Raw genomic sequence first — 11,971 nt, forward strand, 5'->3', positions numbered from 1 at the left:
TTATCCCTCCTACGCTTTCTCCATTTGATTGATTGCTCACTTTTATAATCATAACTATAAAAACACAAAAAATGGATGATAAGAAAAATTCCGCAATATCCCTGAGACCGTGCTGAAGAAAGCCGCAATGGACGCGAAAAAACCAAGGAACAAAGCGGGAACATGCCGCCTTATCCCTTGGGTTTCTTGATGTTGCCTCATTTTACAGTTATGGATGCACCCTAATGCCACATTTTGAGACGGCCTCTTATTTGCAATACTTTTCAAACGCTGTTCACATGTTCCAGACGTACAAATAGCAATAATACCACTCTAGCGAACGGGTACAGCCTGCTGAAGAATCGCTTCATTCCAGCGCTGCTGCCAGGCAACATCCTGCCAGAATGGATGATGTGGGGCACAGTTGGAGCAGAGCACCATCCCCCAGAAGCCCAGCTTAATCCCTTTGCGGATGGCATACTCGGCAATGAATTTGCCCACAGGTCCTTCCTCGAACCCTGCATATAACGGAGTATAGCCTACGTAGCCCTCACCGATGACAATTGGCAGGCCCTTCTCCTCTGCCCACTCCTGCAGCTCATCCAGCCGCAAATCAATCTTCTGCAGCATTGCTAGCTTATGCGCCCCGTAATGATCATACAAGAACAAGTCCCACTGGTCCGGATCGGCCCAATCATGTAAATACAAGAGTCGAAGACCGACCGGATTGCCATGCAGACGCCACTCCTCCGAAGCAGGCAGCTTCCACTCCGCAAATGGCGGAGCACCCTCGCGAAGCAGTGAACGGACAAAAGCGTTCGGATACTCTTGCTCATGATCATGCAGCGCGGCTGCGTCCATCAATTCCTGTAGCACACCGTTCAGGTACAGATGAAAATGAGCAACCTGCTCATTTTCAGCCACATATTCCTTGGGGTAGGCCTGGTTCAACGTATAGCAGCTAGTGATGAGCAGATCGGTATGACCTGTGCGCAGATAATCCAGCGCCTCTTCAATGTATGGCTTCATACAATGAATGATTTTCCCTGCGGCATCCGCCGAAATATTATGATCAACGGCCACCTGGGCCAGCCGTCCGAACTCCACTTCATTATGAAGCTCTGCATAGGCAATTCGATCCTCGTAGCCCTCCTGCTTCAGGAACTGCAGCAGTTGATCCATGCTGCGCGCCAGCTCCATGAATCGCTTCTCTGAAGGAATAGCCAGCAGCTCCTCGAACAGCTCAGGTCCCTCCAGGAAGCTAGGACTCTGCTGATACTCCCACGACGACAGGATGATGTAACAATCGTGACGTCTGGCTTGCCGGAACAGCTCCAGTAAATGCGCATGCCCATCCAGCTCCACACCTCCCTGACAATTGTACCAACGGGTGCGCTGACCGATTTGGCCGAGGCTACCCAGACGGAGTGGTCCTGGACGTTTGCCCTCAGCTGTGAACAGAAAATACGGCATGGCGCAAATGCGGATCGTGTTATAGCCCCGCTCTACAGCTTCTGCAAAGCGGGCCTCCAAATCACTATAGGGCTCACCAGGAGCAGTCATCGTATACCAGGAAAAATCCCACATCGTAATGGTTAATCGTTGCGGCAAATGCTCGGGTATCTGTGTATGCATAGCTTCCTCCCCAAAAGATAAATTGGCGTGAATCCATTTCATAATACCTGTGGCTGCTCCAATCAAGGCTAGATGCACATTAAAATGATTTAATTAGTCTATATCCAGTTACAATAATTAATCTTGATGGACTTATGACACTGCTTCGTGTGAATACATCAAGAGCTCTCGCCTGAGCCCTAATAATTAGGACCAGTCTGTACGAAGGTACGCGGTACCCCGGTAGCTTGGGATCGCCTCAATATGGTGATACAAGCCAATCTCCACACCCTCAAAGCGTTCAATATACGCCTGATTCACGTAGCTGTGAACGGTACCCTTACGCAAAGGGGTAATGGAAAGGTGCAGCTGCTCCTCTGCCAGCTCCAGTCGAAATTGCTGCAGGCCGATGCTCCAGGGCTTGCCATAATGGATATGATCCGTTAACAAGCGCTGACCGATATATGCAGCTGCAACATCGCCGTCATAGTCAATGCGAAGCCAGACATCTGCTACATAAGACGGCCAGTCCGTCTTCAAGGAGAGCAAAGCCGTGCTATCTGCTGGGTACTGCGCCTTCAGTCCGGCATCATAGGCTGGGAAATGCCATTCATAGATCTGAAAGCCTGCATGCGTGGACGTAGACAGCTCTCCGTAAGGTGCTGCAGCCTCCCTCGATGGAGCCGGATAGACCCAGGCCGTGAGTGTTGCTTGCTCAGATGTACAGACTAGCTGCTCGTCCTGTACATAGACATGGCCTTCACTCACAATAAGCCGATCCTCTCCCCATACCCGCAAGCGGTAGGCCTGCAATGCTTCCTCTCGGGATAAGGTGATAAGACGGATTCGCTTCCCTTCCGGAAGCGTGAGCATCAGTTCATGCTCCTTCCCGACTTGTGGTCTGATGACGAGGCGTCCCGCTTGCTCTTCCCATTTCGCAAGGCTTGCATCTCCAGCATGAACGCCACTTACAGTGTTCTGATCCAGCACATACTCAGCCGGAATCCCTTCGCGGGCAAAGAAGACGATCGCTGTCTCCTCTACACCCTCCAGTATCGTGAGCGGCTGTACAGTGGCGCTTAAGAGCTTGAGACCTGCAATATTCAGATGAAACGGAAGAATCATGCTGCTACTGGTAGCTAGCTTCATGCTCCCGCTACTTGGAAAACGAACGCTTCCCTTCGATGAATGCAAGGTCAGCGCCAGCTCCTGCTCTGGCATCTCCACATGATCCTGAAAGTTGTTCAGGAACACGAAGCCCTGCTGATCGCGCTGGCGAAGGGACCAGCGAATGGAGTCTACATCCTCTGGGACGATCCTCTCTTGTCCTTCTGGTAGAACGGTTCCCATTGGGGCCAGTACATGACCGAATGACTGCAGGAAGAGGGACAGGAGACGAATGCGATGGTACGAATCCCCTACCCGTCCGAACTCGCCCAGAGGAGACTGATAATCATAGGTGATCTTGGGCAGGCCGGATTCATTCATGAAGGACCTCTTCCCGATCGGGTTGGAGCCTCCATGATACATGTAATAGCCGATAAGATTGCTGCCATTGGCCAGCTTGACGACGGACATGGCCTCTACGCTGTCCGCCTCTACGACAGGGCGTGCCTTGTAGCTGACCTGCATTCCACCCGCCAATTCACAATAAGCCGCAGGGTATTCACGCGTATCATAATCCACAGGCTCTGCAGGAGTCTCATGTAGATTCCGAAAGATATACTCGCCGCTGGGTGGCTGATTCGGAATCCATGGTGTGTAGGCGTAGCCTGCCAGCATAGGCAACGTATCCTGCTCTGGCACCGCTGCGCCACCCCAAGCAGTAGCAGTAAAGAATAATGGACGTATACCTGCATCCTCAGCGATCTGACGCAGCCGTTCCAGATGCTTCTGTCCATCCTTCCCCGAGGTGAGGAAGCGCCCGCTGTTGTAACCCCATGCATCCAAAGGCGCCCCGGCATGCATGTATTCATTTTCGAGTTGCACTGCTATAATGGGCCCACCCTGCTGGAACAGCCTCCCCTCCAGCTGACGGGCAATCTGCTGATACAGTCGAGTCACATAATGCAAATATCTCTCATCATTAGAACGAACCTCAAGCGGGTAAGAGAACAACCAATCCGGCATTCCTCCATTACGAACCTCACCGTGGCAAAATGGACCTATGCGGACAATCAGCTTCAGCCCATGCTTGGCACATAGATCCACAAAATGCCGCAGATTCAGATTCCCGTCCCAAGAGAATTCCCCCTCCAGCTCCTCATGCATGATCCAGAACACATAGGTTGCGACAAACTCGATGCCGCCAGCCTTCATCTTCAATAGCTCCTCCTCCCACTGGAGATAAGAGAAGCGAGAATAGTGAAATTCCCCAACTACCGGAATATATGGCTGCTGATTACGCGTCATATAATAATTCGTGAAGCCAAGCTGCTCTCCTTGCGGGCTCTGACCGCCGCACGTAGCCATACGCCCAGGGGTAATGGTCTGATTCGGATGCTGCAATGTAAATTCCAGATGCTTCATGCAACAATCTCTCCTTTAAGTCGGAATACGATGAACGCTTTGAATGTAGTCGAGTGCTTTGAATGGAACTGAAAAATTAATAAATAAAGTCCATCAATAGCAACACGCATATGGTAGCGCTGCCATGAAGGGGGATTACAACGCCTCAGCTCTTGGAGTTCCGCCTAACGCCTGGAGTACCGCACCAACAAATCAATTGTGCTATATACGTCCATTGAACATCACGTCTTCAGGAATGGCCAAGCCAGTGTCCATCATGTAATAGGCTTTCATGCTCTTCATTCTTGGTACAAGCCTAATCGTGACTTATGCTTCTCAGGCCAGAACTCCCCTACCCATCATTATATCTTGATCATACGCCACATTCATCGACGGGAACATAAACAGAATACGGATGATGATGGACTATATTCGGTTCGTAGCGTATGAAAAAGAGGCCAGACCCTGGAACGGGCTAGCCTCTTGTCATGAACAACTTGTTTGTTATCACGATTACCTTTGTTTATTATCACGCATACCTTTGTTTAATTACTTTTACGATTGTTTGTGTGATGATCTGTGTAACTGTCTGTACGATTGCGAATCGTTCACTCGCATGCCAGCAACACACTTCTTGAGCTCTCTAGCCAAGCACGATCCGATCATCCGCCAGCTTTTCACCGCTAATCCGTTCGAATTCACCAAGCAGCCGCTCCACGGTCAGCCCCTTCTTCTGTTGTTCATTGACATCCAGAATGATGCGGCCCTTATCCATCATAATCAGGCGATTACCCAAGCGGATTGCCTGATCCATGTTGTGGGTGACCATGAGCGTGGTCAGCTTCATATCGCGAACTATGCTCTCCGTCAGTGTGGTGATCAATTCAGCCCGGGCCGGGTCAAGTGCTGCTGTGTGCTCATCCAGTAGTAGAATATCCGGCTGGGTGAAGGTTGCCATGAGCAAGCTAAGCGCCTGCCGCTCCCCACCAGAGAGCAATCCCACCTTAGCACCCAGACGATTCTCCAGTCCGATACCAAGCCGCTGTAGCTCCTCACGAAAGCGATCGCGCTTGGCAGCCGTAACGCCGAAGCCGAAGCTGCGCGATTTACCGCGGGTGTATGCCATCGCCAGATTCTCTTCAATGGACATATTTGGTGCCGTACCTGCCATTGGGTCCTGGAATACGCGTCCAATCCAGCGGCTACGCTTGAATTCCGGGAGCTGACTAATATTCCGCTCCGCGATGCGGACTTCGCCCGTATCTGGCTTCATGACACCAGAGATGATATTCATTAGCGTAGACTTGCCCGCTCCATTACTCCCGATCACTGTGACAAAGTCACCAGGCTTCAGATGAAGATTCGCTCCGATCAACGCAATCTTCTCATCTACAGTCCCTGGATTGAAGAGCTTCGATACATTTACGATATCTAGCATCAGCCTCGACCTCCCTTGCTCTGGCTCCCTGAGCCCAGCAGTTCAGCCGAGCGTATCTTGGCCATGGCATTCTGCTTCAGGGCTCGCCGAATGGTCGGCACGACGAGAGCGATAATGACGATGATAGCAGTAATCAGCTTCAAGTCAGAGGATTCGAACCATTTGATCTGTAGAGCAATGGCCACAACGAAACGATAGACGATAGAGCCCAGAATGACAGCAATTGTCGCCCGGAACACCGTTTTGGCCCCGAAAATCGCTTCCCCGATAATAACGGAGGCCAGCCCGATCACGATCATGCCAATCCCCATCGTAATATCAGCGAAGCCCGATTGTTGGGCGATGAATGCCCCAGACAAGGCCACCAGTCCATTGGACAAGCTGACACCGACAATCGTCGTCGTGTCTGTATTTGCGCCAAAGCTGCGAATCATGCGCTTGTTGTCGCCTGTCGCGCGCAAGGCCAGACCCAGATCAGTCTTCATGAACCAATCAAGTGCCAGCTTGAACACGAGCGTAACGACAAGCATAACGAGGGTGATAGAGGTAAATTCCCATACCTTACGCGGCAGATCCGAGAAGATTGTATCCGCACCAAGCAGGGACACATTCGGTCTGCCCAGTATTCTCAGGTTAATCGAGTAGAGCGCGATCATCATCAGAATACCGGACAGCAGTCCGTTAATCTTGCCCTTCGTATGCAGCAGGCCTGTGCAGGCGCCAGCAGCCAGACCACCGATAAAGGCCGCAACACAAGCTATCCAGGCGGGGGTGCCGTTCGAGATCATAATCGCCGCGATGGCTGCTCCTGTCGTGAAGCTACCGTCCACCGTGAGATCGGGAAAATCCAGAATACGAAACGTAATATATACACCGAGTGCCATCAAAGCATACAGCAATCCAATCTCCAGTGAGCTGAAAAAGGATGATTTAAGAATAGTTAACAAAATCAATATCATAACCTCCTGCCACAAATACGTAACAAGCAGCGTTCATTCGTGGACCCCCTCTTGATTCGAAAAAGAGAATAGGGCTGTTTCGGCAGAAACGAAACGCCCTATCCCAGCTCCCCGCCTAGACGTAGGTAACTGATCCGTGTACAGACACTGCTGGTCTATTCGATAATATTATTGTCCGGGTCCTGCACCTTGGATCTCATGGAATCCGTTACTTCTACACCCTGTTCTTGCGCTGCTTTGACGTTCAGGATGAGATCCAGCTTATCAGGTACTGTAACCTTGAGGTCTCCTGGCTTAGCTCCATCTACGAGAATCTGGGCAGCCATTTGACCCACTTGATAACCATGATCGAAATATTTGAAGCCAACAGTTGCCATGGCTCCCTTCTCCACCGTATCACGATCACTGGAGAAGAACGGAATGTCATTATCATTCGCAACCTGGATGATTGTATCCACGGCACTGACTACAGAATTATCAAGAGTAATGAACATCGCATCTACATTCCCTACCAGAGAGTCAGCAGCCTGCTTGACTTCGGAGGTGTTCGTAATCGGTGCTTTGACTACTTCAATGTTATGCTTGGCAAAAGCTTGCTGCGCATTCTCAGCCATGACCACTGCATTAGGCTCGCCTTCATTAAGAATCAGACCAACCTTCTTCACATTAGGTAGCTCTGTAGCGATGAAGTCTACCAGCTCAACTACAGCTTCTGGATTCGTATCCGAAGCCCCGGTTACATTACCACCCGGCTGATCCAGATTGTCGACAATCTTGGCACCTAGCGGGTCAGTTACAGCTGCGAACAAGACGGGCTTGTCCTGAATCTGCTGCACGAGTGCCTGCGCGGATGGCGTAGCAATACCAAGTGACAGATCCGCGTCACCAGAGGCAATCTTCTGAGCAATGGACAGGTTCGTGGCTGCATCGCCCTGAGCGTTGTTGTAATCTACGGTCAGATTCTTACCTTCTTCAAGACCAGCTTCCTTCAATGCTGCGAGGAAGCCTTCACGAGTGGAATCCAGCGATGGATGCTCTACAATTTGTGAGATGGCAATCTTGTAGCTCTTGCTATCTCCTGCCCCTCCTGCTCCGTTCTCGCCAGCAGTCTGCTCGCCACCTGTACTGTTGCCGCAACCCGCTGCAATTAACAGGCCAGCCAGCATCAAACTAGTAAGTGCTTTTTTCATCTCAATGACCCCTTTCTGTATACCTGCTCCCATAGTAAATTTCAATGCGGTGAGACATAGTCGGTTCGACGCTTCTATGCATCCTTGCTTTTCCTTAGGAAAGTAATAAAGCAAACTAAGACGCATGAGGTACATGTCAGTCAATCTTACACCACAAGAATTCGAATATGACTTTAATATTAAGGGGGGCCGTATTATTCGTCAATTGGAAATCACTGAATCTACACAAAGAACCCCCGCCAAGGCAGGGGTAAGATGCAACGCTTATTCTAAAGACGATTCCTAAGCTGGCTCGAATACTGTTCAGAGCCCTATATCGACTCTGCCAGGTTCTATATTATTCCCTTATCTGCACGGGATATCGTTACCGAAAGTAAGCCTGAATCTTCAGATCAGGTCCCATCATCTCGGCAGTCATGCGGTTCAAGCGTAGCGCTTCATCCATCTTGGCCGCTCCTGTACCTTCTACGAAGGTAGGAGCATATTGTCCGCCCACGAGCTTCGGTGCCATATAGAGCACCAGCTTATCAGCGAGCCGCTGTTCCACGAAGGAAGCGTTGATCTCACCGCCACCCTCCACGAGCAGCGAGGATATCTCATTCGCTCCCAGCTCATCCAATACCTGCTCCAGCTGCACACGGTCCGCTCCTTGAGTAGGAATGACGCGGACTCCGAGCCGTTCCAGCTCACGACGCTTGCCTTCATCGTAGCTAGCCGCCGTGAAAATCCAGGTTGGAGCCTCGCCATCATTCACAACACGGGATTCAAGTGGGATTCGTAGCTTGCTGTCCAGAATGATACGCAGCGGATTTCTCCCTCCTGGCAGCCTTGTCGTCAGCTGCGAATCGTCATGAATGATGGTCTGCACGCCAGTCAGAATAGCTCCCGCTTCATGGCGGAGCTGATGTACATCCTCACGCGCCTGCTCGGAGGTAATCCACTTGCTGCTGGCCGTACGAGTCGCAATTTTGCCGTCCATCGTGACGGCTGCCTTCAAGGTGACGAAGGGGCGCTTCGTCACGATGAATTTGTTAAACACTTCATTCATAGCCTCGGATTCCTCCGTAAGCACACCACGGATGACCTCAATGCCTGCTTCCTCCAGAATACGTACGCCACGTCCGGATACGAGCGGATTCGGGTCCATTGCAGCTATAACTACCTTGCTCAGCCCCGCCTCTACGATGGCCTCGGCACAAGGACCTGTCCGTCCGTGATGGGAGCAAGGCTCCAGCGTGACATAGATAGTCCCCCCTCTAGCTTGCTCTCCAGCCATACGGAGGGCGTGAATCTCGGCGTGAGGCTCACCTGGCTTCAGATGTGCTCCGATCCCCACGATTCTGCCATCCTTCACGATGACTGATCCAACCATGGGATTCGGTGTCGTCTGCCCCTTTGTCATCTTGGCATTGTTCAATGCCAGACGCATGAAATCCTCATGCGTATTCATGATAGATCCCCTCATTTTCTCCATAGTGGCCTGAACGCTCCACTTTCGTCTTCAGATATCTAGCATTATATTCGGATACATCGCCCCATAACGGAACTCTGCCCTCAACATTCATTCCGGACGATCTTAGAGCCTCCAGCTTCTTGGGGTTGTTCGTAATCAGCTTCACAGGCAGCTGTCTCAAGTGCTGCAAAATGCTGATGGCATCGGTATAATCACGTGAGTCATCCTTGAAGCCCAGCTCCAGGTTAGCTTCAACCGTATCCAAGCCCTGCTCCTGCAGAATATACGCCATCGCCTTGCTGAACAAGCCGATCCCACGACCCTCGTGATTAGCCAGATAAAACAGTGCCCCTGCTCCGTTTTCTACAATCATCTTCATAGATTGATGCAACTGGAAGCCACAATCACAACGCTTACTGCCGAAGATATCCCCCGTATGACAGATACTGTGCATGCGGATCATCGCGTGCTCAGCATGGGCAAAATCGCCGTACACCAATACGCTGGATTGTTGTCCTTCTGCCAGATTAAAGGATGACAAGCGCTTAATCAAGGTCTCCGCTGTTGCCGTCCGGCACAGCTCCCGGTCCTCTTGGTCCTTCACTGGAAGCCAGCAGTACCATTGAAAGACCACAGTCTCCCCATCCAGATTGACCGGAAGCTTAATCGGGCCTACTAATATATTGGAGGCTGTCTCGGAGACTACGTTATGAATCTTATCCTGAAGCAATTCTACTGCATTATGTTGAAGCATAGAAGCACCATCCTTTGGCTCTGTGTATTTATCCATCGTAAATGATCGTTCTCAATAGCCCCTGTTCATGAACCACTGTAACGAACCATGAAATCTTTAAAATATTTACGTATTTCCCAAGAGGTCAGCCTACTGTGACAGAGCTCTTCTTCCACCCGCCACTGGATGGATGGTTAAGACAGCTTGTCGATCTCACTAGATCTCATTAGATCTCACTAGATCTCATTAGATCTCACTAGATCTCATTAGATCTCACTAGATCTCACTAGATCTCACTAGATCTCACTAGACATCGCTAGACTTCGTTAGACCTCGCTATATTCAAAATGCTGGCTGAACGCTTCTTCCATCATAAACTGCCGTTCCTGCTGCTGCTCGGCTGCTGCTCGTCGCTTATACTCAAAGCGACTCAATCGAGCTGCAGACACATCCCCTGCTCTTAGGCAGGCAAGCAGCTCGTCTGCGAGCACATCGGCATCAGCGAGCGCAGCATTCAAGCCGAAGGCCCCCGTAGGCGTCATCGTATGAGCGGCATCACCGAACAGCACAAGTCCATCCTTCACCCAGGTATCACAGATGGCACTGAATATTTGCAGCAGTACGAAGTCCTTCCATGAGGTAATATGTCTGCTCACCTGCTCATTCAGATCAGGGAATGCCTGAGCAAACAGCTGAATGAACGGCTCGAAAGATCCTTTTACCAACGCAGGATAGGAACGCTCTTCAATATTCCAGCCAATCTGTACATGCTCATGAGTCTGAGTAAAGAGAGATAGCTGATGCCCATTCACGAGGGCAAATCTGGAAATGGGCTCCCAACCGGATGGGGTAGGAATCTTCGCCCAGAGCATGTCATATCCGTGTCCCGCCTTCTCTACCCCAATGCCAGCCCGCTTGCGTACGGTGGAATAGCGTCCGTCCGAGCCTGCAACAACTGTACTATGGACCTCCAGAAGCTCACCATCTGCCATACGAACGGTAACACCGCAATAGTACCCCTGTTCATTCTGAAGCAGATCAATCATCGTTGCCCCGGTAAGCAGCTTGAAATGCTCATATCGGCTGGCTCTCTCCAGAATGGCATGAAGCAGCTCGGTCTGCGATATGTGGATGCCCACATGACCGACCTCCTCCTGCGGAACGATGGTCTTGAGAATATGCTGCTGTGCCCAGTATTCAATGCGCTCCAGCTTCAGATAAGCATCCGTGGGCATTTCCTTCAAAATCCCATGCCTCTCCAGCACCTTGAAGCCTTCTTCATTCACTAGTTCACCTCGGAAGGCTGCTCCAATCGACGTCTGCTTCTCCAGCAAGATTGTAGAGATGCCATTCTCGACCAATAGACAAGCAAGCAAAGCCCCTGCCGGACCACCACCAACAATACATACTTCATAATCCAGATTTATCATAAGCTCCACCCATTGATATTAAGATAACAAATGTTTATTTTCTTAAGATAAAGACTGCATAACAAACGAAACTTCATGGAATAAGTACACTTTAAAAGAACGAGTACACACTCCAAAAGAAGAAGTACACTTCAAATCATCTAATTACTTTATGTAACGAATTATATTTAAATAACAAACTTCCGTCAAGTATATAATTTTAGTAAAGTAACATTGTATAATTTGCATAGTTTAGATATAATGATAACAAGAGGTGATTACTATAGAACTCCCACAATTGTGTCCCAGATTCGAGAGAGCGGTTGAGATTTTGAGTAAACGCTGGACCACGCTTATTGTTTATCAATTGTTAAATGGTCCCCAGCGATTCGCTGCGATCGAGAACTCCTTGACTCATCTGAGCGGTAAGGTTCTATCCGAACGTCTGAAGGAGCTGGAAGAGGAAGGTATCGTTCAGCGGACGGTATATCCCGAGAAGCCTGTACGCATTGAATATTCCCTTACGGACAAAGGCAAAGAGCTCGCCCCATTATTTGATGATATCTCCCATTGGGCGACTCGCTGGATTGAGCTGCCTGCCACTGCGGAGGCTTCTACCGCCAAACGTTAATTACACGTCGTCCTTTTTTTCAAAGGCCCGCTTTCATGAGTTCCAACGAAAGCGGGC

General features: G+C 50.2%; 9 protein-coding genes. 1 reads left to right on the plus strand and 8 read right to left on the minus strand.

Features of this window, described 5'->3' with window-relative positions; all coding sequences use genetic code 11:
• Nucleotides 1–312 precede the first annotated feature (312 nt).
• The 8 genes from MKX74_RS23895 to MKX74_RS23930 form a co-directional block, all read right to left on the minus strand.
• A complete protein-coding gene (locus MKX74_RS23895; RefSeq protein WP_018887220.1) occupies nucleotides 313–1,614 on the minus strand; it encodes a cellulase-like family protein in 1,302 nt (433 codons plus the stop codon).
• Nucleotides 1,615–1,800: 186 nt separating this feature from the next.
• On the minus strand, nucleotides 1,801–4,122 hold the full coding sequence (locus MKX74_RS23900; protein WP_341180018.1) for a beta-galactosidase: 2,322 nt from the start codon (nucleotides 4,120–4,122) through the stop codon (nucleotides 1,801–1,803).
• Nucleotides 4,123–4,744: 622 nt separating this feature from the next.
• Nucleotides 4,745–5,539, minus strand: coding sequence for an ABC transporter ATP-binding protein (locus tag MKX74_RS23905; RefSeq protein WP_341180019.1), 795 nt, complete (start codon nucleotides 5,537–5,539; stop codon nucleotides 4,745–4,747).
• Nucleotides 5,539–6,423, minus strand: coding sequence for an ABC transporter permease (locus MKX74_RS23910; protein WP_233426236.1), 885 nt, complete (start codon nucleotides 6,421–6,423; stop codon nucleotides 5,539–5,541). Before MKX74_RS23910 ends, MKX74_RS23905 begins: the two co-directional genes overlap by 1 nt.
• Before the next feature lie 230 nt (nucleotides 6,424–6,653).
• Nucleotides 6,654–7,688 (minus strand): ABC transporter substrate-binding protein, encoded by a 1,035-nt coding sequence (locus MKX74_RS23915; RefSeq protein WP_018887215.1) that lies wholly within the window; start codon nucleotides 7,686–7,688, stop codon nucleotides 6,654–6,656.
• A 364-nt stretch (nucleotides 7,689–8,052) separates the two neighbouring features.
• On the minus strand, nucleotides 8,053–9,138 hold the full coding sequence (gene ribD, locus MKX74_RS23920; RefSeq protein ID WP_341180020.1) for a bifunctional diaminohydroxyphosphoribosylaminopyrimidine deaminase/5-amino-6-(5-phosphoribosylamino)uracil reductase RibD: 1,086 nt from the start codon (nucleotides 9,136–9,138) through the stop codon (nucleotides 8,053–8,055).
• Nucleotides 9,125–9,895 (minus strand): GTP cyclohydrolase II, encoded by a 771-nt coding sequence (locus tag MKX74_RS23925; protein WP_018887213.1) that lies wholly within the window; start codon nucleotides 9,893–9,895, stop codon nucleotides 9,125–9,127. Before MKX74_RS23925 ends, ribD begins: the two co-directional genes overlap by 14 nt.
• A 305-nt stretch (nucleotides 9,896–10,200) precedes the next feature.
• The gene (locus tag MKX74_RS23930; protein ID WP_341180021.1) at nucleotides 10,201–11,304 is read right to left on the minus strand and encodes an FAD-dependent monooxygenase; all 1,104 of its coding nucleotides are present in this window, start codon (nucleotides 11,302–11,304) and stop codon (nucleotides 10,201–10,203) included.
• 262 nt (nucleotides 11,305–11,566) lie between these two features.
• On the opposite strand from MKX74_RS23930, the gene MKX74_RS23935 reads away from it, so the two are divergent.
• Nucleotides 11,567–11,914, plus strand: a complete 348-nt coding sequence (locus MKX74_RS23935) for a winged helix-turn-helix transcriptional regulator (RefSeq protein ID WP_341180649.1) — start codon at nucleotides 11,567–11,569, stop codon at nucleotides 11,912–11,914.
• Nucleotides 11,915–11,971: the final 57 nt, after the last annotated feature.

The organism is Paenibacillus sp. FSL K6-1230 (genome assembly GCF_038002385.1).
Lineage (GTDB): Bacteria > Bacillota > Bacilli > Paenibacillales > Paenibacillaceae > Paenibacillus > Paenibacillus massiliensis.

Excerpts from the sequence above, each read along its gene's own strand:
- MKX74_RS23910 (WP_233426236.1), bottom strand. The coding sequence starts at position 6,423 with ATGGCACTCGGTGTATATATTACGTTTCGTATTCTGGATTTTCCCGAT.
- MKX74_RS23905 (WP_341180019.1), bottom strand. The coding sequence starts at position 5,539 with ATGCTAGATATCGTAAATGTATCGAAGCTCTTCAATCCAGGGACTGTA.
- MKX74_RS23900 (WP_341180018.1), bottom strand. The coding sequence starts at position 4,122 with ATGAAGCATCTGGAATTTACATTGCAGCATCCGAATCAGACCATTACC.
- MKX74_RS23915 (WP_018887215.1), bottom strand. The coding sequence starts at position 7,688 with ATGAAAAAAGCACTTACTAGTTTGATGCTGGCTGGCCTGTTAATTGCA.
- MKX74_RS23895 (WP_018887220.1), bottom strand. The coding sequence starts at position 1,614 with ATGCATACACAGATACCCGAGCATTTGCCGCAACGATTAACCATTACG.
- MKX74_RS23925 (WP_018887213.1), bottom strand. The coding sequence starts at position 9,895 with ATGCTTCAACATAATGCAGTAGAATTGCTTCAGGATAAGATTCATAAC.
- MKX74_RS23930 (WP_341180021.1), bottom strand. The coding sequence starts at position 11,304 with ATGATAAATCTGGATTATGAAGTATGTATTGTTGGTGGTGGTCCGGCA.
- ribD (WP_341180020.1), bottom strand. The coding sequence starts at position 9,138 with ATGAATACGCATGAGGATTTCATGCGTCTGGCATTGAACAATGCCAAG.